Origin of the sequence: Nocardioides sp. Arc9.136 (assembly GCF_030506255.1) — a bacterium.
In the GTDB taxonomy this organism is placed as follows: Bacteria; Actinomycetota; Actinomycetes; order Propionibacteriales; family Nocardioidaceae; genus Nocardioides.
Map to the genome: position 1 here is coordinate 2810381 of NZ_CP113431.1, position 22910 is coordinate 2833290.

At 74.5% G+C, this 22910-nt stretch carries 23 protein-coding genes and 1 other RNA gene; 11 read left to right on the plus strand and 13 right to left on the minus strand.

Going from position 1 to position 22910, the window contains the following annotated elements:
• The 3 genes from OSR43_RS13560 to OSR43_RS13570 all read right to left on the minus strand — a co-directional run bounded on the left by OSR43_RS13560 (window position 1) and on the right by OSR43_RS13570 (window position 3848).
• Window positions 1-645: a hypothetical protein gene (locus OSR43_RS13560; protein WP_302267117.1), complete on the minus strand. Its 645-nt coding sequence runs from the start codon at window positions 643-645 to the stop codon at window positions 1-3.
• Between the two features lie 178 nt (window positions 646-823).
• Window positions 824-1495, minus strand: a complete 672-nt coding sequence (locus OSR43_RS13565) for a TasA family protein (RefSeq protein ID WP_302267118.1) — start codon at window positions 1493-1495, stop codon at window positions 824-826.
• A 307-nt stretch (window positions 1496-1802) separates the two neighbouring features.
• On the minus strand, window positions 1803-3848 hold the full coding sequence (locus OSR43_RS13570) for an NAD(+) synthase (RefSeq protein WP_302271681.1): 2046 nt from the start codon (window positions 3846-3848) through the stop codon (window positions 1803-1805).
• Window positions 3849-3945: 97 nt separating this feature from the next.
• Here OSR43_RS13570 and OSR43_RS13575 point away from each other — a divergent pair, with 97 nt between their 5' ends.
• The 3 genes from OSR43_RS13575 (at window position 3946) to OSR43_RS13585 (ending at window position 6620) form a co-directional block, all read left to right on the plus strand.
• The gene (locus tag OSR43_RS13575; RefSeq protein ID WP_302267120.1) at window positions 3946-4455 is read left to right on the plus strand and encodes a VOC family protein; all 510 of its coding nucleotides are present in this window, start codon (window positions 3946-3948) and stop codon (window positions 4453-4455) included.
• A gap of 99 nt (window positions 4456-4554) precedes the next feature.
• A complete protein-coding gene (panB, locus tag OSR43_RS13580; protein ID WP_302267122.1) occupies window positions 4555-5409 on the plus strand; it encodes a 3-methyl-2-oxobutanoate hydroxymethyltransferase in 855 nt (284 codons plus the stop codon).
• Window positions 5410-5444: 35 nt separating this feature from the next.
• Window positions 5445-6620 (plus strand): sorbosone dehydrogenase family protein, encoded by a 1176-nt coding sequence (locus OSR43_RS13585; protein WP_302267124.1) that lies wholly within the window; start codon window positions 5445-5447, stop codon window positions 6618-6620.
• A gap of 40 nt (window positions 6621-6660) precedes the next feature.
• Here the strand turns inward: OSR43_RS13585 and OSR43_RS13590 are convergent, their stop codons facing one another.
• The 5 genes from OSR43_RS13590 to OSR43_RS13610 form a co-directional block, all read right to left on the minus strand.
• Entirely contained in the window at window positions 6661-7440 is a 780-nt protein-coding gene (locus OSR43_RS13590; protein ID WP_302267125.1) for an ABC transporter ATP-binding protein, read from the minus strand.
• Window positions 7433-8521, minus strand: a complete 1089-nt coding sequence (locus OSR43_RS13595; RefSeq protein ID WP_302267126.1) for an ABC transporter substrate-binding protein — start codon at window positions 8519-8521, stop codon at window positions 7433-7435. The genes OSR43_RS13590 and OSR43_RS13595 overlap by 8 nt, the downstream gene beginning before the upstream one ends.
• A gap of 32 nt (window positions 8522-8553) precedes the next feature.
• On the minus strand, window positions 8554-9477 hold the full coding sequence (locus OSR43_RS13600) for an ABC transporter permease (RefSeq protein WP_302267127.1): 924 nt from the start codon (window positions 9475-9477) through the stop codon (window positions 8554-8556).
• Window positions 9478-9670: 193 nt separating this feature from the next.
• Window positions 9671-9961: a hypothetical protein gene (locus tag OSR43_RS13605; RefSeq protein WP_302267128.1), complete on the minus strand. Its 291-nt coding sequence runs from the start codon at window positions 9959-9961 to the stop codon at window positions 9671-9673.
• Between the two features lie 4 nt (window positions 9962-9965).
• Entirely contained in the window at window positions 9966-10184 is a 219-nt protein-coding gene (locus tag OSR43_RS13610; protein ID WP_302267129.1) for a hypothetical protein, read from the minus strand.
• Window positions 10185-10402: 218 nt separating this feature from the next.
• Here OSR43_RS13610 and OSR43_RS13615 point away from each other — a divergent pair, with 218 nt between their 5' ends.
• Window positions 10403-11179: a circularly permuted type 2 ATP-grasp protein gene (locus OSR43_RS13615; protein ID WP_302267130.1), complete on the plus strand. Its 777-nt coding sequence runs from the start codon at window positions 10403-10405 to the stop codon at window positions 11177-11179.
• A gap of 3 nt (window positions 11180-11182) precedes the next feature.
• On the opposite strand, the gene OSR43_RS13620 is transcribed toward OSR43_RS13615, so the two are convergent.
• Window positions 11183-11623 (minus strand): tetratricopeptide repeat protein, encoded by a 441-nt coding sequence (locus OSR43_RS13620; protein ID WP_302267131.1) that lies wholly within the window; start codon window positions 11621-11623, stop codon window positions 11183-11185.
• Between the two features lie 56 nt (window positions 11624-11679).
• Between OSR43_RS13620 and rnpB the strand changes: the two genes are divergently transcribed.
• Window positions 11680-12081, plus strand: an RNA gene (gene rnpB / locus OSR43_RS13625) — RNase P RNA component class A.
• 28 nt (window positions 12082-12109) lie between these two features.
• Here the strand turns inward: rnpB and OSR43_RS13630 are convergent.
• A complete protein-coding gene (locus tag OSR43_RS13630; protein WP_302267132.1) occupies window positions 12110-12472 on the minus strand; it encodes a DUF1330 domain-containing protein in 363 nt (120 codons plus the stop codon).
• A gap of 126 nt (window positions 12473-12598) precedes the next feature.
• On the opposite strand from OSR43_RS13630, the gene OSR43_RS13635 reads away from it, so the two are divergent.
• Both OSR43_RS13635 and OSR43_RS13640 read left to right on the plus strand, forming a co-directional pair.
• Complete coding sequence (locus tag OSR43_RS13635) at window positions 12599-13360, plus strand: helix-turn-helix transcriptional regulator (RefSeq protein ID WP_302267133.1); 762 nt, start codon at window positions 12599-12601, stop codon at window positions 13358-13360.
• 9 nt (window positions 13361-13369) lie between these two features.
• The gene (locus tag OSR43_RS13640; RefSeq protein ID WP_302267135.1) at window positions 13370-13573 is read left to right on the plus strand and encodes a hypothetical protein; all 204 of its coding nucleotides are present in this window, start codon (window positions 13370-13372) and stop codon (window positions 13571-13573) included.
• 12 nt (window positions 13574-13585) lie between these two features.
• On the opposite strand, the gene OSR43_RS13645 is transcribed toward OSR43_RS13640, so the two are convergent.
• Window positions 13586-14536 (minus strand): MBL fold metallo-hydrolase, encoded by a 951-nt coding sequence (locus OSR43_RS13645; RefSeq protein WP_302267136.1) that lies wholly within the window; start codon window positions 14534-14536, stop codon window positions 13586-13588.
• A gap of 71 nt (window positions 14537-14607) precedes the next feature.
• Between OSR43_RS13645 and OSR43_RS13650 the strand changes: the two genes are divergently transcribed.
• Window positions 14608-15117: a sigma-70 family RNA polymerase sigma factor gene (locus tag OSR43_RS13650; RefSeq protein ID WP_302267137.1), complete on the plus strand. Its 510-nt coding sequence runs from the start codon at window positions 14608-14610 to the stop codon at window positions 15115-15117.
• Window positions 15114-17099 carry a beta-propeller domain-containing protein gene (locus OSR43_RS13655; protein WP_302267138.1) on the plus strand — a complete coding sequence of 662 codons (1986 nt, stop codon included), beginning with the start codon at window positions 15114-15116 and terminating at the stop codon, window positions 17097-17099. The genes OSR43_RS13650 and OSR43_RS13655 overlap by 4 nt, the downstream gene beginning before the upstream one ends.
• Window positions 17100-17292: 193 nt before the next feature.
• Here OSR43_RS13655 and OSR43_RS13660 read toward each other — a convergent pair whose 3' ends face one another.
• The gene (locus OSR43_RS13660; RefSeq protein WP_302267139.1) at window positions 17293-19374 is read right to left on the minus strand and encodes a SpoIIE family protein phosphatase; all 2082 of its coding nucleotides are present in this window, start codon (window positions 19372-19374) and stop codon (window positions 17293-17295) included.
• A 143-nt stretch (window positions 19375-19517) separates the two neighbouring features.
• Here OSR43_RS13660 and OSR43_RS13665 point away from each other — a divergent pair, with 143 nt between their 5' ends.
• Together OSR43_RS13665 and OSR43_RS13670 are read left to right on the plus strand one after the other, a co-directional pair.
• Window positions 19518-20657, plus strand: a complete 1140-nt coding sequence (locus OSR43_RS13665) for a zinc-dependent alcohol dehydrogenase (protein ID WP_302267140.1) — start codon at window positions 19518-19520, stop codon at window positions 20655-20657.
• A gap of 9 nt (window positions 20658-20666) precedes the next feature.
• Window positions 20667-21272, plus strand: a complete 606-nt coding sequence (locus OSR43_RS13670; protein ID WP_302267141.1) for a hypothetical protein — start codon at window positions 20667-20669, stop codon at window positions 21270-21272.
• Between the two features lie 34 nt (window positions 21273-21306).
• Here the strand turns inward: OSR43_RS13670 and OSR43_RS13675 are convergent, their stop codons facing one another.
• Complete coding sequence (locus OSR43_RS13675) at window positions 21307-22866, minus strand: MXAN_6640 family putative metalloprotease (RefSeq protein ID WP_302267143.1); 1560 nt, start codon at window positions 22864-22866, stop codon at window positions 21307-21309.
• Window positions 22867-22910: the final 44 nt, after the last annotated feature.

A 22910-nucleotide genomic window follows, 5' to 3' on the forward strand; every position in this document is an offset into this window, starting at 1 on the left:
TCAGCGGCAGACCTCGACGTCCTGGGCGCCCAGGACGCCCCCGGGTGCCCGGCGCATCCCGCCCTGCCAGTCCTGGGTGGTGCGGGTGAACGCGATCGTCCCGGGGACCCGGCCGCGCACCCCCGCGACGCGGACCCTGCGCACGACCACCTCGGTGCGCACCTCGTCCTGGCGGGTGCCGGCCCAGCAGGAGTACGCCAAGCCGTGGCGGCGCGCCTCGCCGAACCCGACCCGGTCGCCGACCCCGAGTCCGCGGTAGCGCTGGACGACGTTCGTGACGTAGCCGGTCTGTCCCTCCCACGGCGCCTCGAGCGTCGTGGTCATGCCCCAGGTACGCCGCGTGGCGACGGTGAACCGCACCTCGCCGTCCTCGACCTGCTTGACCTTCGAGGTCCACACGACCGGCTCCTCCCGGTCCGCCGGCTGCCGGGCGCTGGTCAGCTGGACCGAGCACCCCTCGCACCCGGCGACCTCGTAGACCAGCCGCGTCATCGCCGGGCCGGTGCTGCCCGCGCCGCTGCCCGTGCTGCTGGCCGGGGCGCTGCTGCCGGTGGCCGTTCCCGGAGCCGCGGCGGACGTGCCTGCCGCGACCCCCGAGAGGGCCACGGTCACTGCGGCGACCGCCGCCGCCGTACGGAGCTCCATCTGTTCCCTGCTTCCTGTCCCGCCGCGGGCCCTCCGCCCGCGTGCGAGGGGGATACGCCCGGGGACCGCATCCGGTTGCACGCTCCCCCGCGACGCGCAGCAACGCCACGAGCGGCCGCCGGGGACCGGCGACCGCTCGTGGTCGGGAACCGCTCGTCCGTGTCGAGCGGGGCTGGGGTCAGCGGCTCTCGGCGGCGCGCTGGGTGACGTCGAAGACGAGGTTGGCGGTGTTCGAGAGGCCCTGGAACTCGTTGCCGGCGGCGGAGGGCAGGGTCAGCGTGACGCGCAGGTTCGAGGTGCGGGAGGCGTCGGTGTTGAGCGCGGCCAGGGCGTTGGGGAGGTCGACGTTCGACTGCACGAGCGCCCGCTCGGTGAGGACCGGGGTGACGGTGCCGCCGCAGGTCAGCGGGGTCTTGTCGGTGGCGCCGGCGGTGGCGCCCTTGGTCCAGGCGACCGAGCACTGGTCGACGGCGATCCGCAGGCCGTTGGTGGTGTCGGTGGAGAGGGCGTTGGCGGCGGAGGCGGTCGAGGTGAGGCGGAGCGAGCCGAACTTCTCGTCCGTGGCGCCGCGGGTGAGGGTGACGTCGCGCTGCACGGTGTCGCCGGGGACCAGGCCGGTCGCGGCGAGCGTCGTGCCCTGCACGCCCTGGTTGAGGCCGAGCTTGATGGTGCCCGAGGCGACCTGCTCGGAGGCCGAGGTGCTGGAGGTGAAGGAACCGAAGGTGCCCAGGCCGGCGACGGAGGCGGCACCGGCGACCAGCAGGACCGAGGCGGCCAGCTTCGCGGCGGTGGTCCGCTTCGCCTTGCGGGTCGTGGCGGAGGTGGCCTTGCGGGTACCGGTGGCGCGCATCGGGGAGTCCTTTTCGACGAGGTGGCCGCCGGTCTCTCCGGCGGGGTGTTCCTTGATGACCAGAACTCTGCCGAGCCCGGATCAAGGCACTCCCCGCCTTCTCCGCGACGTTTCCTCAAGCCCTCCGCAAGTCCCCTGAGACTCCCCGCCCGCGTGTGGTCCGGGCCACGCGGACGCCGGTCGGCGAGGGCGCGGGGGCCGCCCTGCGGGGTCAGCGAGTCACGTCATGGCGGCGTCCGGGTCGAGCCTCAGCGTCCTCGCCGGAGGTGCGCGCACAGCGACTCCCTGCGCCTGGACCCGGGCGGCCCTAGCCCTCGGGGACGTGCGCCTCGATCTCCGCGAGCCACGCGGCCGCGGAGGCGTCGGAGGGCATCCGCCAGTCACCGCGGGGCGACATCGTGCCGCCCGCGGAGACCTTCGGCCCGTTCGGCAGCGCCGACCGCTTGAACTGGCTGGCGAAGAACCGCTGCACGAACAGCACGAGCCAGCGGCGGACCTCAGGGAGGTCGTACTCGGCGCGCCGGTGCTCGGGGAAGTTCGGAGGCCAGTCCCCCGCCTCCTTGTCGTGCCAGGCGTGCCAGGCCATGAACGCGATCTTCGACGGCGGCATGCCGTAGCGCAGGACGTGGAAGAGCGTGAAGTCCTGCAGGGCGTACGGGCCGACGCTGTCCTCGGTGCGCTGCGGGAGCTTGTCCTCGCGGGTGGGGATCAGCTCGGGGGTGATCTCCTGCTCGAGGATCTCCTGCAGCACCTCGTTGGTGTCCTCCTCGAACTGGCCGCTGCTGATGACCCAGCGGATCAGGTGCTGCACCAGCGTCTTCGGCACGCCCGAGTTCACCGTGTAGTGCGACATCTGGTCGCCGACGCCGTAGGTGCACCACCCCAGCGCGAGCTCGGAGAGGTCCCCGGTGCCCAGCACGATCCCGCCGCGGTGGTTGGCGAGGCGGAAGAGGTAGTCGGTGCGCAGGCCGGCCTGGACGTTCTCGAAGGTGATGTCGAAGACCTCCTCCCCCTGGGCGTAGGGGTGGCCGAGGTCCGCGAGCATCTGGCCCGCCGCGGCGGTGATGTCGATCTCCTCGAAGGTCACGCCGAGCGACCGGGAGAGCCGGGTGGCGTAGGACTTCGTGGTGTCGCCGGTCGCGAAGCCCGGCAGCGTGAAGGCGTGGATGTCGCTGCGGGGCCGTCCGAGCCGGTCCATCGCCCGGGCCGCGACGATGAGCGCGTGGGTGGAGTCCAGCCCGCCGGAGACGCCGATGACCACCTTGGGCTGGCCGATGGAGTCCAGCCGGCGCTCCAGGCCCGAGACCTGGATGTTGTAGGCCTCGTAGCAGTCCTGCGCGAGCCGCTCGGCGTCGTCGGGGACGAACGGGTAGCGGTCGACCTTGCGCAGCAGCCCGATGTCGCCGGTCGGCGGGTCGAGCTCGAACTCGACCGTGCGGAAGTCGGCGTACGTCGCGTGCGAGCGGCGGTTGTCGTCGAAGGTGCCGGTGCGGAGCCGCTCGAGCCGGCTGCGGTCGAGGTCGGTGTCGACCACCGTGCGGCGCGGGCCGTCGGGGAACCGGTCGGTCTCCCCCAGCAGCTCGCCGTGCTCGTAGACCATCGTCTGCCCGTCCCACGACAGGTCGGTGGTCGACTCGCCCTGGCCGGCCGCGGCGTACACGTAGGTCGCCAGGCACCGCGACGACGCCGAGCGGGCCAGGAGCTTGCGGTCCTCGGCGCGGCCGACGGTGATCGGGCTGCCGGAGAGGTTCGCCAGGACCGTGGCACCGGCCAGCGCCGCCTCGGCGCTCGGCGGGATCGGCACCCACATGTCCTCGCAGACCTCGACGTGCAGGACCAGCCCGCGCACGTCGGTCGCGGCGAAGAGAAGGTCGGCGCCCAGCGGCACCTCCTGACCGGCGACGACGGTCGTGCCGCCGAGGTCGTCGCCGGGCGCGAACCAGCGGCGCTCGTAGAACTCGCGGTAGTTCGGCAGGTAGGACTTCGGCGCCACGCCGAGCACCCGGCCGCGGTGGACCACGACCGCGGCGTTGAGCACCCGGTTGCCGTGGGCCAGCGGGGCGCCGACGACGATGACGGGGAGCAGGTCCTCGGAGGCGGCCACGATCTCGGCGAGCGCGTCCTCGACGGCGTCGAGCAGCACGTCCTGGAGGAAGAGGTCCTCGGCGGAGTAGCCGCTCAGGCACAGCTCGGGGAACACGGCGACCGCCACCCCCTCCTCGGCGCAGGCGCGGGCCTGCTCGAGGACGGCGCGGGCGTTGGCCGCCGGGTCCCCCAGCGCGACCGGCAGGGTGCAGGCCGCGACGCGCGCGAACCCGTGGGCGTAGGCCGAGTAGAAGTCCACGCCGGGCAGTTTCCCAGGTCCGCTCCCCGGCATGCACGAGCGATGAGTCCGCGCGGCGGCGGCGGTCGGAGCAGGCAGCCGTGCGACACCCACCCGAGGAGCGACCATGTCCGTCACCGCCCACCCCACCAGCATCAGTCCCTGCCTGTGGTTCGACGACCAGCTCGAGGAGGCCGCGGCGTTCTACGTGTCGGTCTTCCCGAACTCCTCGCTCGGCCACCTCAGCCGCTACAGCGACGCCGGGCCCGGCGAGCCCGGCACCGTGATGGCCGGCGACTTCGTCCTCGACGGGATCACCTTCCGCGGCATCAACGGCGGCCCGCAGTTCCGGTTCACCGAGGCGGTGTCCTTCGAGATCGCCTGCCGCGACCAGGCGGAGGTCGACCGGTACTGGGACGTCCTGCTCGCCGACGGCGGCGAGGAGTCGATGTGCGGGTGGCTCAAGGACCGGTTCGGGCTGTCCTGGCAGGTCGTGCCGACCCGTCTCTACGAGCTGGTCTCCGACCCCGACCCGGTCCGGGCCGGCGCCGCCGTCCAGGCGATGCTGGGGATGCGCCGGCTCGTCGTCGCCGACCTCGAGGCGGCCGCGGACGCCGCCACCGGCGCCCCCGCGTGACGAGCGGCACAGGCGCTCGGGTGGCGGCCCGGCACTAGCCTGGGGAGCGGTCCGTGGACCTCATCAGGAGGCCGCGAGATGACACCCGAGGAGCCCGTCATGAGCGAGGAGACCGCGCCGTACGGCACCGGTCCGGCGAAGCCGGCCGCGAGCGCACCGGTCAAGCGCGTCCGCACCCACCACCTGCGCGAGATGAAGGAGCGCGGCGAGCGGTTCACGATGCTCACCGCCTACGAGCAGTACGCCGCGCAGACCTTCGACGAGGCCGGCATCGACGTCCTCCTGGTCGGCGACAGCGCCTCGAACAACGTCTTCGGCAACGAGACCTCGCTCCCGGTGACCGTCGACGAGCTCCTCCCGCTCGCGCGCGCCGTGACCCGCTCGGCCCGCCGCGCGCTGGTCGTCGCCGACCTGCCGTTCGGCTCCTACCAGGCCTCGCCGGAGCAGGCGTACCTCACCGCGGTGCGCTTCATGAAGGAGGCCGGCGCGCACGCCGTCAAGCTCGAGGGCGGCGTCGAGATGGCCCCGCAGGTGCGCAAGCTCGTCGAGGGCGGCATCCCGGTGATGGCCCACATCGGCTTCACCCCGCAGAGCGAGCACACCCTCGGCGGCTACCGCGTCCAGGGCCGCGGCGAGGCCGCGAAGCGGGTGCTCGAGGAGGCGCGCGCGATGGAGGACGCCGGCGCGTTCGCCGTCGTGATGGAGATGGTCCCCGGCGACGTCGCCGCCGAGGTGACCGCCGCGCTCGCCATCCCCACCATCGGGATCGGCGCCGGCGCGTCCTGCGACGGCCAGGTGCTGGTCTGGCAGGACGCCTTCGGGCTCCGGACCGCGCGGATGCCGCGCTTCGTCAAGCAGTACGCCGACCTGCACGGCGTCCTGCTCGCCGCCGCCCAGGAGTACGCCGCGGACGTCCGGGCCGGCACGTTCCCCGGGCCCGAGCACACGTTCTGAGGGTTGTCGGGCAGCGGGACGGGCACCGTCACCGCATGCGCGCGCTCTCGGCCGGACTGCTCACCACCCTCGTCGTCGGGCTCGCCCCGGCCCCGGCCGGGGCGGCGCCCCTCGACGGCCCCCCGCGGACCGCGGCGGGCGGGCCGGACCGGGCCGCGAAGGCCCTGCCCGCGCTCCGGGTGCGCACCCTCGCGTCGGGGCTCGACCACCCCTGGGACGTCAAGCCGATCACCGGCGGGCGGCTGCTGGCGACCGAGCGCGACAGCGCCCGGCTGCTGGTGGTCGACGGCGGCACCGCCCGGCCGGTCGACTTCCCCAGCGGGTCCGTGTGGGTCTCGGGCGAGACCGGGCTGATGTCGCTCGAGGTCGACCCGGACTTCGCCGACAACAAGCGCTTCTACACCTGCCAGGGCGGCTTCACCGGCGGCGGTGGGCACGACGTCCGGGTGATGGCCTGGAAGCTCAAGGGCGGGGCGGCCAAGCCCGTCCGCAAGCTCGTCGGCGGCTTCCCGGTCAGCAGCGGACGGCACGGGGGCTGCAAGCTGCTCGTCGCCCGCAACGGCGCGCTCCTCGTCGGCACCGGCGACGCCGCCGTCGGCACCAACCCGCGCGACCTGCGGTCGCTCGGCGGCAAGGTCCTGCGCCTGGACCGGAGGACCGGCAAGCCGTGGCCGGGCAACCCGTTCGCGAAGGCCGGCAACCGCAACAAGCGCTACGTCTTCACCTACGGCCACCGCAACGTCCAGGGCCTGGCGCAGCGCGCCGACGGCAGCATCTGGTCGGTCGAGCAGGGCACCTACCGCGACGACGAGGTCAACCTGCTCAAGCGGGGCGGTGACTACGGCTACCACCCGGTCCCCGGCTACAACGAGGACGTGCCGATGACCGACCAGTCGCTGCCGGGCGAGCAGCAGGCGGCCCGGTGGCGCTCCGGCGACCCGACGCTGGCCACGTCCGGCGCTGCGTGGGTCCGGGGCGGCGGGGGCTGGGGCGGCTACGCCGGGATGCTCGCGGTCGGGGTGCAGAAGGGTCAGCGGGTGCTCTTCCTCCGCTTCGACGCCCGCGGCCGGCTCAAGGGCTCCCGCACCCCCGCCGCGCTCCGGGAGTTCGGCCGGATCCGCTCGGTCGTGAGCGCCCCCGACGGCGACCTGCTGCTCACCACCGACAACGGCGACGGCCAGGACCGCCTGCTCCGCGTCAGCCCGCGCTGACCGGAGCACCGGCGGCAGGGCCCGCCGGCCGGCTCGGGCGTCACGCCGCGATCGCGCCCCGGACCTCCTCGCGCAGCGCGACGTACTCCGGCAGCGCGCGGATCTCCTCGGCCGGCACGCGTCCACCACCGTCGGTGAAGACCGCCCGCTCGTCGAGGACGATGCGGCCCGGCCGGGGGCTCATCACCAGGACCCTGGAGCCGAGGAACACCGCCTCGTCCACGCTGTGGGTGATGAACAGGATGGTCCGGCCGGTCGAGCGCCAGATCTCGAGCAGCTCCTCCTGCAGCCGCTCGCGGGTCAGCGCGTCCAGTGCGCCGAACGGCTCGTCCATCAGCACGATGTCCGGCTCGTTGGCGAGCACCCGGGCGATCTGGCAGCGCTGCTGCATGCCGCCGGACAGCTCGTAGGGACGGTGCTCGGCGAAGTCCTGCAGCCCGACCAGCTCCAGGTAGCGCTCGGCGGCCGCGCGCCGCTCGGCGGACCCGGTGCCGCGCAGGCGCGGACCGAGCTCGACGTTGCGCCGGACCGACAGCCAGGGGAACAGCGTCGGCTGCTGGAAGACCACGCCCCGCTCCGCCGCCGGTCCCCTCACCGGGGCGTCGCCCACGGTGATCGAGCCGTCGGTGGGGCGCATGAAGCCAGCCAGCAGCCGCAGGAGCGTCGTCTTGCCGCAGCCCGAGGGACCGGCGATGGTCACCAGCTCGCCGGCGTCGATGGTCAGGTCGACCGGCCCGAGCGCCGGGACGGCGGCACCACCCACGGTGAAGTGGTGCCGCACGTCCCGGAAGGCCACCCGGCGGTCGGTCCGATCAACCACCGAGGGCGCTCTTCGCCGGGCCGGCGTCGACGTGCTCGGCGTACTGCTCCGCGGTGCCGACCGCCTCGATGCCGCCCTGGTCGAGCAGGAAGCCGGCGGTGGTGAGCAGGTCGTCGGGGAACGAGGCGGACAGGTAGTCGACCTGCTCCTGCGCGGTGAGGTAGGACAGGCCCGCGAACTGCTTCTCGGCGTCCGCCGGGTCGATGCCCAGGACGGCCGCGACCGACTCGGCCGCGGTGGACGGGTCGTCCTTGACCAGCCCGACCGCGTGGTCCTGCGCCTTGGCCCACTGCTCCATGAACGCGGGGTTCTCCGCGACGAAGCCGCGGTCCGCGGTGCCGACGTCGAACGTCGGGCGGCCCGCCTTCGCGGTGTCGGCACTGGAGAGCAGGCGGGTGCCGCCGTCCTCGAGCAGCTGGGTCTGCACCGGGTCCCAGACCCAGGCGGCGTCGATCTGGTCGCCCTGCCAGGCCCCCGGCATCTTCTCCGGGTCGAGGTTGACCACCTCGACGTCCGTGGCGGGGTCGAGGCCGGCCTCGGTCAGCGCCTGGAGGAGCGAGTAGTGGGCGGTGCTGCTGAACGGCACGCCGATCCTCCCGCCCCGGAGGTCCTCGAGCCCGGTGACCGCGGGGTCCTTCACGACCAGCGACTCCGCGTCGCCGATGACGTCGTGGATCCAGACGACCGCGATGTCGACGTCGCGCACGACGGGCTCGGAGGAGGCGATCGTCGCCGGCGAGGAGCCCATCAGGCCGAGGTCGACGTCGCCGGAGCCGTAGTACTTCACCACGTCCCCGCCCGAGGCGGCCTGCACCCACGTGATCTCCGCGTTCGGCATGCACGCCTCGAGGAGGCCGAGGTCCTTGACCACGACGTCCGCGTTCGGGATCGCCTGCCAGGCGATCCGCGCGGTGGTGGTCACCGAGTCGTCGGCCTCCCACGGGCAGTCCGACGGCTCGGAGGCGGTGGCGGCGCTGCTGCTGCGCCCGGACTCCACGCACCCGGTCAGGGACAGGGCCAGCGCGCCGGCCAGGGCCGCGGTCGTGAGCGCCGTGGCGCTCCGCCTGGGTCGAGTCTTCACATCTGCTCCTTCAGCGTCCGCGGACGGACGTCTCATGCCTTGCCCCGCCACGGGACAAGGACTCTCTCGAGGGACTTCAGGCCGAGGTCGAGGGCGATCGCCGCGAGGCCGATCACGACGATGCAGGCGATGACGAGCGCGCTCTGCAGCTGCTCGCCGGCCAGGTAGGCCAGGCCGCCGATGCCGGGGATGCCGTTGGCGATCTCGGCGGCGACGACCGTGGTCCACGCGAACCCGGTCGCCACCCGGACGCCGGTGAGCACCTCCGGGAGCGTCGCCGGGAGCACCACCGCGGACAGCACCTGCCGGCGGGAGGCACCCAGCGAGCGGACCGCGTTCACCTGGTCCTCGCGGACCCCGCGCACCCCGCTGATCGTCGACATCGCAATCGGCGGGAAGGCGGCCAGGAACAGCAGCCAGATCTTGCTGGTGTCGCCGATGCCGAACCACACGATGAGCAGGCCGATGTAGGCCAGCGGCGGCAGCGAGCGGAGGAAGTTGAGGTACGGCTCCAGCAGCGTCCCCAGCCAGGTCGTGCCCATCAGCAGGCCGAGCGGGACGCCGAGCAGGACGCCTCCCCCGACGCCGACGGCGATCCGCTGCAGGCTGGCGAGCAGGTGCTCCCAGAGGTAGTAGTTCTGCTCACCGCGCACCACCCGCTCCGAGCCCGGGCTGATCGGGTGGTCGGTGTTCGCCCGGACGAGCGCGTCCCACACGGCACCCGGCGAGGGCAGGTAGAGGGGCCGCACCAGCCCGGCGCGGGTCACCAGCCACCAGCCGAGCACCAGCACGGCCAGCGAGGTCGTGTGGAGGGCGAGCCGCCGCAGGCGCTGCCGGCGGCGAACCTCGCGCGGACCCGGCCCGGAGGGGGCCGGGCCAGGGTCGGCGGCATCCACGACGGCGGTCGCACGGGTGGTCGCACTGGTGCTCGCGGCAGCGGCCTGGGTCTGCGCCATCGTGCGTGGACTCCTCCGGTCGACGGAACGGTTCGGACGTGAGACACCCCCGGAGGTGCGTGCACATCTAAACACATCAACTCGATCGACTTTAGGGAGGTCCAGACGAGCCGCCCACGCGCGTCGGCATGTGTCGGGCGCGTCGGTCCTGCCGGGCCGCGGCGCGGGGCCGGGCGGTCAGGCGGTCAGGCGGTCAGGCGGTCCAGCCGAGGAACGCGCCGCCGGCGTTCATCACCGCGAACCACAGCACGAGCGCGGTGCCGCCCAGCCAGGGCAGCCGGCCGGGGTGCGGCGTCCACCAGGCACAGGCCAGCACCAGGAAGGCCAGCCACACGGCGACGAGCAGCACGACGGCCCACCAGGGGGCGAGCAGCCCGCTCGCGGCGTACGGGAAGAACGCGACGACGACCAGCCCCATGCCGATGAAGGGCTGGGGCGAGACGGCGTTCGGGTTCTGCGGGCGGACCTTGCGGCGGCGGGCCAACCGGTCAGTCCCGACCGGGCTCGGCGCCGTCCGCGGGCGCGTCGTCGTTCCAGTCGGGGTCGTTGTCCCACGCCTCGTTGCGCTCCTGGGTCTTCTCCAGCGCGCGCTCCGCCTCGGCCGCCGAGGGGTAAGGGCCCAGCCGGTGCCGGCTCGGGCAGAGGTTGTCCGTGGTCTCGACGCGGTGGTGCTTGACGCAGAACCAGTACTCCTCGGGCTCGCTCATGCGGTGAAAGTACCCCGCGGTCCCGGGTCACAGCGCCGCAACACCGGCGACACACGGTTGTGGGTGCATGTCCGCCATGGAGGCGATGTTCGAGGGCTACACCTCCAGTGGCCCGGCGTACGACGAGATGTTCGACGGCGAGGAGCTGCGGCCGCCGTACCAGCGCCTCAGCAGCTCGCTGCGCACGATGACCACCCCCGACCTGGGGCCGGGTGCTGATGCGGACCACGAAGGGCTTCGAGCCGGTCCACGTGGTCTACCGGCGCATCGACGACGAGTTCCTCGACCCGGTGCACTTCCGCGCCGACTCCGCGCTCGGGTGCCCCGGGCTGATCGACGCCGCCCGGGCCGGCAACGTCACGCTCGCCAACGCCGTGGGCAACGGCGTCGCCGACGACAAGCTGGTCTACAGCTACATGCCCGACATCATCCGCTACCACCTCGGCGAGGAACCGGTGCTGCGCAACGTCGACACGTGGCGGATGGGCGAGCCTGAGCACGCCGACGAGTTGCTCGACCGGCTCGACGAGCTCGTGCTCGAGCCGGTCGACGGCTCGGGCGGCAAGGGCATCGTCATCGGCCCCCAGGCGACCCGCGCCGAGCTCGACGAGCTGCGCCGCGAGGTGCTCGCCGACCCATGGGCGTGGATCGCCCAGCCGGTCGTCCAGCTCTCGACCGTGCCGACCTTCGTCGACGGCGAGCTCGGGCCGCGCCACGTCGACCTGCGGCCGTTCGCGGTCAACGACGGCAGCCGGGTGTGGGTCCTGCCCGGGGGCCTGACCCGGGTCGCGCTCGCGGAGGGCGAGCGTGAACTCCTCGCGCGGTGGGGGCCAAGGACACCTGGGTCCTCGCCGGGCCGACCGCCGTCGAGCTGGCCGCCACCGAGCAGGAGCCCGGGCGGGCCGACCACGCCGGGCACCCCGACCACCCCGGGCACCCCGGGCACCTGGAGCGCGCGGATGTCGGTGGAGGTGGACGTCACCCGCCTGGCGTGAGCCTCAGGTGAGGTCGTCGTAGGACCGCTGGCCGGTCTCGGCCAGCCGTCGCTCGACGCGCAGGACGGCGACCTCGTGCTCGGGGTCCCCGCTCATCGCGGCCGCGAGCCGCAGGTGCGGCAGCGCCTCGGCGAGCCGCGCCTGGCGCTCGAGGGCACGTCCCAGCGCGTGGCGTGCCCAGTCGTCGTCGGGGTTCTCCGCGACGAGCGACGCCAGCTCCTCCTCGGCGCGGCCCAGCTGCGCACGCAGCAGGAACGCCCACGCCCGCAGCGACCGCAGCCCGGTGTTCCCCGGCTCCTGCTCCAGCGCCGGCTCGATGACGTCGAGCGCCTCCACCGGCGCGCGGCGGGCGAGCAGGTCGTGCGCGGTGCGGTAGGCGGACTCGTGGCCGCGCTGGCCGGGGAAGACCAGCGGCGGCGCCTTCAGCTCCTCGGGCTCCTCCATGGCTCCAACCTACGTCGGGTGGCGGCGGCCGGGGTGTGCGATCCTTGGGCCGCGGACGGGCTGGCCGGGCGACCGCGGCGCACCCCTCGGGGTGCGGCGAGGAAGGTCCGGGCTCCACAGGGCAGGGTGGTGGGTAACACCCACCCGGGGTGACCCGCGGGAAAGTGCCACAGAGAACAGACCGCCTCCCGGCTCCGGCCGGGCGGCAAGGGTGAAACGGTGGTGCAAGAGACCACCAGCGACCTGGGTGACCAGGTCGGCTCGGCAAACCCCACCCGGAGCAAGGTCAAGAAGTCGCGGGTCCGCCCGCGACGCGTGCACGTTCGAGGGCTGCCCGCCCGAGTGCACGGGTAGACCGCTGGAGGGCGTCGGCAACGGCGCTCGTAGATGGATGGTCGCCCCCCGGTGCCCCGCGAGGGGCCCGGGGACAGAACCCGGCCTACAGGCCAGCCCGTCCGCACCACCCCGAACGCCGGCCCGACGACGTCAGACCGCGAGCTCGGCGAGCTTGTCGGTGGCCCGGTAGCCCTCGGCCACGCCCTGGACCACGCAGGCGATCGAGTGCGAGTTCTCGGTGCGCAGCGGGAGGATCGCCCGGTAGGCGGGCGAGTCGTACCACCGGCGGGCGGCCTCGACGTCGGGGAACTCCAGGACCACGAGGTCCCCGTCCCAGGCGCCCTCGAGCGGGGTGAGCGCGCCGCCGTGCACGAGGAACCTTCCCCCGAAGGGCGCCATCGAGGCGTCGATGCGCTGCAGGTAGTCGACGATCGCCGGCCCGACGTTGACGTCACGGAGGTAGGCGACGGCGTAGGCCTTCGCGGCGCGGGGGTCGGTCTGGGTGGTGTTCATGTGGTTCCTCCGGGAGTGAGGGTTCGGGTGGTGCATCGGAGCCCGATCACAGCGCGCCGGAGGTGGTCGCGTCGATGACCTCGGAGGTCATGGCGGCGCCGGCGCACCGCCGCTAGCGTCCCGAGGGTGGACGCCCCGGCCGGAACCCTGATCCGCGAGTGGCGGGTGCGCCGCCGCCTCTCCCAGCTCGGCCTGGCGGACCGCGCGGAGGTGTCCTCGAGGCACCTGAGCTGGATCGAGACCGGGCGGAGCCGGCCGACCGCCGCGATGGTCCTCCGCCTCTGCTCGCACCTCGACGTGCCGCTGCGCGAGCAGAACCGCGTCCTCCTCGCCGCCGGGCACGCACCCGCCCACCCCGAGCACCGGCTCGGGGACCCGCCGATGGCGGAGGCCAACGCGGCCCTCGAGGCGATCCTGCGGGCCCACCAGCCCTACCCGGCGCTCGTGGTGGACCGGCAGTGGGACCTGGTCACCGCCAACGACGCGCTCTACGCGCTGCTGGGCGACCTCGACGAGGAGCTGCTCGCCCCGCCCGTCAACGTCATCCGGCTCTCGCTGCACCCGCGCGGACTCGCGCCCAGGATCCTCAACCTCGCCGAGTGGCGTGCGCACCTCGCCGAGCGCCTGCGCCGTGAGCACGAGGCGAGCGGGGAGGCGGCGATCGCCGCGCTGCTCGAGCTGGCGCGTGACGGGCGGACGGCCCCGGCGCCCTCGTCGTCGCTCGTCGTGCCGCTGCGGCTGCGCGTCGGGACGGAGGCGGTGCTGTCGCTGATCTCCACCACCACGGTCTTCGGCACCCCGCGGGAGGTGACCCTCTCGGAGCTGGCGATCGAGGCCTTCTACCCCGCGGACGAGGCGACCCGCGGGTTCCTCCAGGGTCGTCCGTAGGCTCGCGCCATGACCGAACGCCGACTCGTCCTGGTCCGCATCACCGCGGCCGAGATGCCCACCGCGGGTGCCGCGACCGCCTTCGAGCTGCCCGACAGCGTCCTGACGATGCTCGACGAGGGTTGGTCGGTGCTCAGCCACACCACGGGGTTCCCGGACCTCTCCGGCGACATGGTGGTCTCGCTGTACTGCGAGAAGGCGCCCGCCGCCTGAGACCGCGAGGGCTCAGCCGGGCAGCCCGGGCAGCCCCGACCAGGGGTCCTCGCGACGCCACAGGGTCGGCAGGTGGACGGTGACGCCGTCCGCGGTGGCGAGCCGGTCGAGGATGCGGATGGTGGCGTCGAGGTCGTCCCCGGCGTACGGCAGCGCGCGCAGCGGCCGGTCCAGGGGCCGGAAGAAGTCGTCCCAGTGGGTGAGCACGACGCGGCGCGCACCGACGGCGCGCACGGTGTGCTCCCAGTACTCCTCGAGGTACGGCTCCGGCTGCACGCCGAGCTGGCCGACCCCGAGGTAGGCGACCTCGGCGCGGTGCCCGGCGAGCGAGCCGGCGACGTACCCCGCGCTCCCCTGCACCAGCGCGGTCCGGCCGCTCGGCCCGTGCCCGACCAGGAGGGACCACGCCTCGCCGCAGCGGTACGCCGCGGTGCGCGCCGGCGGCACGAGCGGCGCGTCGATGGTGCCGGGGTAGCGGTCCGGCGGGCAGTGCGCCGAGGCGACGAACGTCAGCGTGAACGCGCCGCACCCGACGACGTCCCCGGAGGCGACCGTGCGGACGCGGTCCTCGGCCAGCCCGCCCCCGCGGCCGACGTTCGCGGTCGAGGCGCCGCCGAGCAGCGGGGCGCCGGTGCGCGCCGCGACGACGGCGGAGTCGAGGGCGTGGTCGTAGTGGCTGTGCACCGGGACGACCGCGTCCAGCCCGGCCACGCCGGCGTCGCCGAGGGCGCGGGCCAGCGCCGCGTCGATCCGGCCCGGCGAGGGGGCGATCCGCCCCAGCGCCACTCGCAGCAGCCCGGGTCGGGAGAAGAACCCGTCGGTCATCACCGCCGAGGCCCCGTCGGAGACCAGCAGCGTCGACACCCCGAGGAAGGTCACCCCCAGCGCTCCCGCCTCCGCGGGCGCCACGTCGTGGCGGGAGGCGTGCCGGTGCAGGTCGGGTCGTCCGGGCTTGAGGCGCACGCGGGCACGCTAGTGCGATCTCGTGCCGGCCGGAGGGAACCCCGTGCCCGCCGGGCCGCGTCGTACGCGTGATGGACGAGACGGAGTTCGCGGCGTACACCGACGGGGCATGGCCGACGCTGGTGCGGGCGGCCGTCTTCCTCGGGTGCGCGCTGCCCGACGCGGAGGACGCCGCGCAGGCGACCCTCGTCAAGTGCTACCGGTCGTGGGCCAAGGTGACCGGGGCCGACAACCGGGAGGCCTACGTCTACCGGATGCTCGTCAACACCGTCCGGGACAGCCACCGCCGGCCGTGGCGCCGGGAGCGCTCGCACGCCGACGTGCCGCAGGGCCGGGCCGAGGGGCACGACCCCCACCTCGCGGTCGAGGTGACCGACGCGGTGCACCGGGCGCTGGACGGGCTGAGCAAGGTCAACCGCGACGTCGTGGTGCTGCGCTACTTCGTCCAGCTCACCGAGGCCCAGACCGCCGCCGCGCTCGACGTCGCCCCCGGCACCGTCAAGAGCCGCCTGTCCCGGGCCCTCGCCCAGCTCGCCACCGACCACCACCTCGCCGACCTGACCGGGAGGAACGCCCCGTGACCGACCTCGAGCGCCTCTGGGACGACCTCCCCGTCGGCCCCGCGCCCACCGACCGCATCCTCCGCGCCGCACGGGCCGAGCGCGGCGGCCGACGCCGTGCCCTGCTGCGCCCGACCGGCACGGTGCTCGCGCTCGGCGCCCTCGCCGCGGCCTTCGTCGCGGGCACGCACGTGACCGGCGGGGACGGGCCGGGCGAGCCCGGCGACCGGCCGTACGGCGGGGCCGCCACGGGACCCGCGACGTTCTCGGGCGCGCTGGTCGCGGCCGGCTCCTGCGAGGCGCTGCTCGAGCACTACGTCGACGCCGGCCGGGAGCTCGTCGGCCCGTGGGGCTGGGACGGCTTGCCGTACCTCGTCGGGCTGGGGGCCGACGGCGCCATCCCTCGCGGCGGCTTCGGCGGCGCCATGCAGCGCAACGCCTACGCCCCCGACCAGGCCAAGGTCACCCGGTCGACCAGCAGCGACACCGGGACCAACGTGCAGGAGGCGGGGGTCGACGAGCCGGACGTGGTCAAGACCGACGGCGAGGTGCTCTACCGGGTCGCCGACGGCCGCCTGACGTCGTACGACGTGAGCGGGCCCGACGTCGAGCGGATCGCCTCGGTGGCGCTGACCGGCATGCCCGACGCGGAGATCCTGCTCGCCGGCGACACCGTGGTCGTGGTCGGAGAGGACCGGCTGCTGAGCGTCGACGTCGCCGACCCGGCCGCGATGGAGCTGCGGAGCCGGGTCGACCTGACCTCCCCTGTGGTGACCGCCCGCCAGCACGGGGACGACGTGCGCCTGGTCGTCTCGACCGGCCTGCCCGACCTGCCCTTCGTGCAGCCGGGCCGCCGCCGCGGCATCAGCCAGGCGGAGGCGACCCGGCGCAACCGCGCGGTGGTCGCGGACACGACGATCGCCGACTGGCTCCCCCGTGCCTCGCTCGACCGCGGACCCGAGGAGCAGCTCTCCGACTGCGCCGACGTCGCCGTCCCGAGCGCCACCGCGCCCCTGGGTACCACCACGGTGCTCGGCTTCACCGGCAGCGACGTCGGCGCCTGGGACGTGACCGCGATCGCCGCCGACGCCTCCACGACGTACTCCTCGACCGACCACCTCTTCCTCGCCACCACCGGCGGGACCGTCGATCCCTCGGGGTGCGCCACCTGCACGAGCCGGACGGTCGGGCCGGCAGTCGACGGCACGACGCAGGTCTTCGACCTCGAGCTCGACGGGATCCGCACCCGGTACGCCGGCGCGGGTCGCGTCGACGGCGCCGTGCGTGACCGCTGGTCGATGGACGAGGCCGACGGCGTCCTGCGGCTGGCGCTGTCCCCCACGTCCGAGGTCGGCACCGCCAACGCCGTGGTGACGCTGCGGCGCGAGGGTGACGAGCTGCTCGAGGTCGGGCGGCTCGAGGGGATCGCGCCCGGCGAGGACCTGACGGCGGTCCGCTGGTTCGACGACCTGGCCGTCCTCGTGACCTTCCGGCAGGTCGACCCGCTGTTCACCGTCGACCTGGGCGACCCGCGCGCCCCCAGGCTGCTCGGCGAGCTCAAGATCCCCGGCTTCAGCTCCTACCTCCACCCCCTCGGCGAGCGCCGGCTGCTCGGTGTGGGCGAGGGCCCGGTGCCCGCGTGGGACGGACGGACCGGCTGGGGCGCGCAGGTGGGGCTCTTCGACGTCACCGACCTGACCGACGTACGCCGCCTGGACACCGTCGACTACCCCGCCGGCTCCTGGGCCGGGGCGACCGCCGACCCGCGGCAGCTGACCTGGGTGCCGGGACGGCGCACCGTGGTCACCGTGGTCCGCCGCGGCCGGGCCGGGTACGTCTCGGTCCTGCGGCTGGCCGAGGGCCGGATGAGCAACCGGATGGTCCTCGCCGAGCGCGGGGACGACGTCGACGCCGTGCGCCTGGTCCCGCTGGCCGGCGACCGGGTCGTGCTGGTGACCGACGACGACGCCTCGTTCCTGCCCCTCGGACCGTCCGCTGGGTGAGACCGCTCTTACGGGTGGGTTTCGTCCGCTGCCACGGGGCTATGGGGCAGGGGTCGGACACACCAGCCAGGGTGAAGCGTCACCCTTCTGCGGTGCTCCGCACAGGCGCGGCTCGGGGGCCGGCATGGGGTCCTCGGGTCGCGCCGTCCGGGCGTCGGGGACCGGTGCCGGCTGCGCGGCCCCCGTGGGCGGCTCAGCGCAGGTGGACCGCGACCAGCGCGACGTCGTCCTCGCGCCTGCCGGGCAGCATCTGGTGGAGCAGCTCGTCGCAGAACGTCTCCAGGTCGTGGCCCTCGCCGGCCAGGTCGGCCAGCCGGTCCGCGAGCAGCTTCAGCCCGACGTCGATCGACTGGTCGCGCCGCTCGACGAGGCCGTCGGTGTAGAGCAGCAGGGTCGACCCGTGCGGCAGCTCGACGACCGACTCCTCCCGGCCCGGGTCGGGCTGGAGCCCCAGGAGCAGCCCGGGTTCGTCCCCGGCCAGGAAGTGCACCTCGCCGGCGTGGTCGACGACCGCGGGCGGCGGGTGGCCGGCGTTGGACCAGCGGACCCGGGTGGTCCCCGGCTCGCTGCCCCGCTCGAGGCGCACGACCGCCGCGGTGGCGGTGGTGGCGAGGTCGAGCACCTCGATGGCCTCGTCGACCCCGTGCAGCACCGCGGCCGGACCGTCGCCGGTGTGCACCGCGATGCCCCGCAGGAGGCTGCGGATCTGGCCCATCGCGGCCGCGGCCGCGACGTCGTGGCCGACGACGTCACCGATGACGACGACCATGGAGCCGTCGCGCTGGCGGAACGCGTCGTACCAGTCGCCGCCCACCTGCGCGGCCTGCGCCGCTGCCTCGTAGCGCACGACCAGGTCGAGCTCCTCCGACTGCGGCGGCGCCGTCATCATGCTGCGCTGCAGGGCGGCGGCGAGGTCACGCTGCTCGGCGTACAGGCGGGCGTTGTCGACGTGCACCCCGGCCCGGACGGCCACCTCGCGCACCAGCTCCAGGTCGTCACCGTCGAACGTCGGCCGGTCCGCGCCCCGGAAGAGCGTCAGGAGGCCCACGGTGCGCCCGCGGCCGTGCAGCGGGACGACCACCGCCGACTCCGGCAGCAACCCCTGCACGAGCTCCCGCGCCTCCCCCGGGACCAGGACGCGCTCGATGGCGGCCGTCGCCCCGGACCCGACGAGCATCGGGGCGTCGGTCGAGAGGGCACGAGCCACGAAGGAGGCGTCGGTGAGGGAGGAGACCCGCAGCGCGGCGTACCGGTCCAGGTCGGGCCGGCGGGCGGGGTCGGAGTGCCACCACCCGACGTCGCGCAGCCGCTCGCGCCAGTCACCGCGGGCCGTCTCCGAGACCAGCGTGACGACGCACCAGTCGGCGACCTCCGGGACGAGCACCTGCGCGAGCCGGCTGACACCGACCTCGGGGTCCAGCGTGCCGGTCAGGGACTCCGAGACCGCGGCGATCATCGCCGTGCGCCGGCTGTCCCGCGCGAGCAGCTGCTGGGCCGCGTGCCGGTCCGTGACGTCGTTGAAGTAGACCGAGATGCCGTCCGGGGTCGGCCAGGCGCGGACCTCGTACCAGGCGTCCAGGGGCGGCGGGTAGTAGGCGTCGAAGGACACCGGCTCGCCGCTCTCGGCGACGCCGCGGTAGTGCCGCTCGAACTCGCTGCCGACCGCCGCCGGGAACAGCTCCCAGATCACCCCGCCGACCAGCTCCTGGGTGACCGCGCCGAGCAGCTCGTGCGCGACCCGGTTGGCGTAGGTGAAGCGCCACTGCTGGTCGAGGTGGAAGAACGCCGTCGGCATCGCCTCGAGCACGCGCTGGACGCGCGCCTCGCCGTCCTGCACCACGGTGTTGTCGAAGGCGGCCCCCAGCAGCCGCACCGCCGCTCCGTCCGGCCCGGCGAGCGCGCGCCCCCGGGCGACCACCCACCGGGTGAGCCCGTCGGGCAGGACGACGCGGTACTCCGCGGCGTAGTCGCCGCAGGTCGAGATGGCGGTCCGCTGCGCGGCGTCCACCCGCGCGCGGTCGTCGGGGTGGACGACGGCCTCGAAGGCCGCGATGGTCCCGGAGAACGCCTCGGGCTCGACCCCGAACAGCTCGAGCAGGCGGTCGTCCCACCGGAGCTCCCCGGTCACGAGGTCCCAGTCGAAGGCGCCGATGCCGCTCGCGGCGACCGCTCGGCCCCAGCGGACCGAGGGGTGCACCTCGTCGGGGGCGGGGGTCGGAGACCCCCCGGTCGTGCTCGACCGCATCTCCACCAGACCGCTCCCGGGACTCGTCAACGTCCGATGGTCCCACGGCGCTGGTGCGCGGTGGGCCGAATCCCCCAAGTGGCCGGGCACCGTCCGCGGTCTGCGTCCCGACGCCGCTGGGTACTCCGCCGCCCACAGCCCTTCGTCCCGACGGGAGCGACACCGTGCGAGCGATGGTCTACCGCGGCCCCTACCGCGTCCGCGTGGAGGAGAAGCCCGACCCACGCATCGAGCACCCCAACGACGCCGTCGTCCGGGTGACCCGGGCCGCGATCTGCGGCTCCGACCTGCACCTGTACCACGGGATGATGCCGGACACCCGGGTCGGCCACACGTTCGGCCACGAGTTCATCGGCGTGGTCGAGGAGGTCGGCTCGTCGGTGCAGAACCTGCAGGTCGGCGACAAGGTGATGGTGCCGTTCAACATCTTCTGCGGCTCCTGCTTCTTCTGCGCCCGCGGCCTCTACTCCAACTGCCACAACGTCAACCCGAACGCCACCGCCGTGGGGGCGATCTACGGCTACTCCCACACGACCGGCGGGTACGACGGCGGGCAGGCCGAACGGGTCCGGGTGCCGTTCGCCGACGTCGGCCCCTCGGTCATCCCGGACTGGCTCGACGACGAGGACGCCCTGCTGATGACCGACGCGCTGGCGACCGCCTACTTCGGCGCCCAGCTGGCCGAGATCGGCGAGGGCGACACGGTGGCGGTGCTGGGGGCCGGCCCGATCGGGCTGTACGCCGCGCGCAGCGCCTGGCTGATGGGGGCCGGCCGGGTGGTGGTCATCGACCAGCTGCCCGAGCGCCTCGAGAAGGCCCGCACCTTCGCGCACGCCGAGACCATCAACTTCAACGAGGTCGACGACATCGTGCTGGAGATGAAGAAGCAGACCGACCACCTCGGCTTCGACGCGGTCATCGACGCCGTGGGCGCGGAGGCGGACGGCAACATGACCCAGCACCTGACCTCGGCCCGGTTCAAGCTGCAGGGCGGCTCGCCGGTCGCGCTGAACTGGGCCATCGACGGGGCGCGCAAGGGCGGGGTCATCTCGGTGATGGGCGCCTACGGCCCGATGTTCAGCTCGGTGAAGTTCGGCGACGCGCTGAACAAGGGGTTGACCCTGCGGATGAACCAGTGCCCGGTCAAGCGGCAGTGGCCGCGCCTGCTCGAGCACATCCGGGCCGGCTACTTCAAGCCCAGCGACATCGTCACGCACCGCATCCCGCTCGAGCACATCGCCGAGGCCTACCACCTGTTCTCGGCCAAGCTCGACGGCTGCATCAAGCCGGTCATCATCCCGGACGCGAGCTGAGGAGGGGTCGTGGACCACACCGAGGACCTCGGGCGCAGCGAGCACCCGCCCGTCTACACCCGCCGCAAGCCGCCGCTCCCCGAGACCCCTGAGCAGCTGCGCGCGCGCATCCCCGGCTGGGGCGCCGACCTGGACCCGGCGGACCGGCCGTCGTACCCGCGCGAGGTCGCCGCGGAGACCGGCGCCCGTTGGGACCTGCCCGAGCGGCAGCCCGAGCACGGCGAGCGGGAGCGCTCGATCGAGCACGGCATGCTGACCCCCGTCTTCGGCACCGCCCAGCCGCTGCACGGCCTGTCCGGGGCAGTGCGGCGCTACGCCTACCGCCGGCACAGCGAGGGCAAGGCCGCGCACTGGCTGCTGCTCCTCGCCGCCGACCGGGTCGACGTGGCCGAGAACGTCGTGCGGTCGTTCGCGACGCTCCGCCCCGACAACCCGGTCACCGAGACCGGGATCCGCGCCGAGGTGTCGCACGGTCGGTCGCGCTTCGGCGCCGGCCGCTCCGACATCCGCCACCAGGCCGTCGACCCCGTCGTCAACGGCGCACCCTGGGTCGCCGGGGCGCTCGGCGCCGCCTGGGCCGTGCGCCGGTTGGCGAGGGCCGCGGCCCGCGGCTGACCCCGCGTCCGGTCCCGCGTCCGCCGGGCGGCGGCTACCGGGTGGCCGTCGCCCGCCACCGGAAGACGGCACCGTCGTCGACCGGCGTCCCCATGCAGGCGAGGTCGGTGGCCTGCCAGCAGCGGTACCGGCCGCTGCCGTTCGCCAGCGTCACCTCGACCCACGTGGCCGCCCCGAGCGGTGCCCGCAGCGCCGCCCGGCCCCGCCGGTCGGTGCGCACGAGCCGCGTGGTGGCCGGCCGGCCGCGCACCTTCGTGGTCACCACCGCCGCCGCGCCCGCGGCGGGCGGCGGCAGGTCGAGCTGCAGCCGCACCCGCCAGGCGCCCCGCAGGCCCGCGCGCGGGCTCAGCCGCACGGTCCCGGAGGTGAGGTGGTCCAACCGCATCGAGCCCCAGCCCGTCGTCCGACCGGCGCCGAGCACCGCCCGGTCAGCCAGCGGCGCGTGCGGGTAGTCGTTGGCCCGCCCCTCGTCGTACGTCGCGCGGGGGTGGCGATTGGCCGCGGCGAAGCGGGCGAACGCACCGCGCAGGGTCGTGCCCCGCTGCTGCAGCACCCGCCCGATCGCCTGGACCGACCAGCGGTCCGGCGCACCGCGTCTCGAGTCGGCCTGGCGCCACACGTCCCGCACGAACGTCGGCAGCCCGCCCCCGGCCGTGCGGAACCGCTCGGTGAGGTGGCGGAAGAGCACCCAGCCGCCGTAGCTGGTGAAGCCACCGGCGTCGACGGGGACCGCCGGCTGGCTGAGCGGCGACCGGCGGAGGTACTGCAGGTTGTCGTCGACGGCGTCGTAGAGCTCGTCCTCGGCCCAGGTCGCGGTGGCCTCGAGCAGCCACGGGTCCTCCGCGGCGTCGTAGCCGTACTGCACGGCGTGGAAGTACTCGTGCGCGGCGGTCACCCGGAGGTTGCCGAGCGGGGTGCCCTGCGGGAACTGCGCGGGGTCGTAGTCGTTGTCGAGCACGCAGTAGGCCCACGCGTCGTAGGGACCACCGGGCCGCAGGAGCTCGTCGGTGGTGCAGTAGCCGTAGACCGCCTGGTCGCCGATGTCGACCAGGTAGACGTCGGGCCGGCGGTCGCCGCCCAGCGCTCCGTCGGCCTTCGGGGCGCGGTAGCCGGCGCGGACGTAGGTGCGGTGCACGCGGGTCAGCACCGCGAGCGCCTGCTCGACGTGGTCGGGCAGGCCGTCGGCGTCGGCGTCCGCGGTGGGCACCGCGTCCACGCCCCGCTCGACCCAGTGCAGGCAGACCACCGTGCACGTGCGCTGCGGGTCGGCGAGCAGCCCGTAGCCGTCGGGGTCCAGCGGGCCGTCGGTGGGCCGCGCGAGGATCCGGTCGGCCTCCTCCCGCTCCCTCCCGACCAGGCCGCCGCGGCGCAGCGCGAGGTCGCGCAGGGCCAGGGTGACCTCGCGACCGTCCCCGGCGAGCGCACCCCGGGCCGCGGCGAGCGCGACCCGCGCCGCCGGGTCGCCGGGGAGCCGCCCCGCGGGACCCGCCGGCCGATCCGCCCGGGCGAGGACCGGGGCGGCCGACAGGAGGACGACCACCACCCCGAGCGCGAGGACGGCGGCGACGATCCGGGCGTGGAGTCGAGGGAGCACGGGTCCTCCGGGAGTGTGACGGGCGTCACCGACGCCCAGGCCGG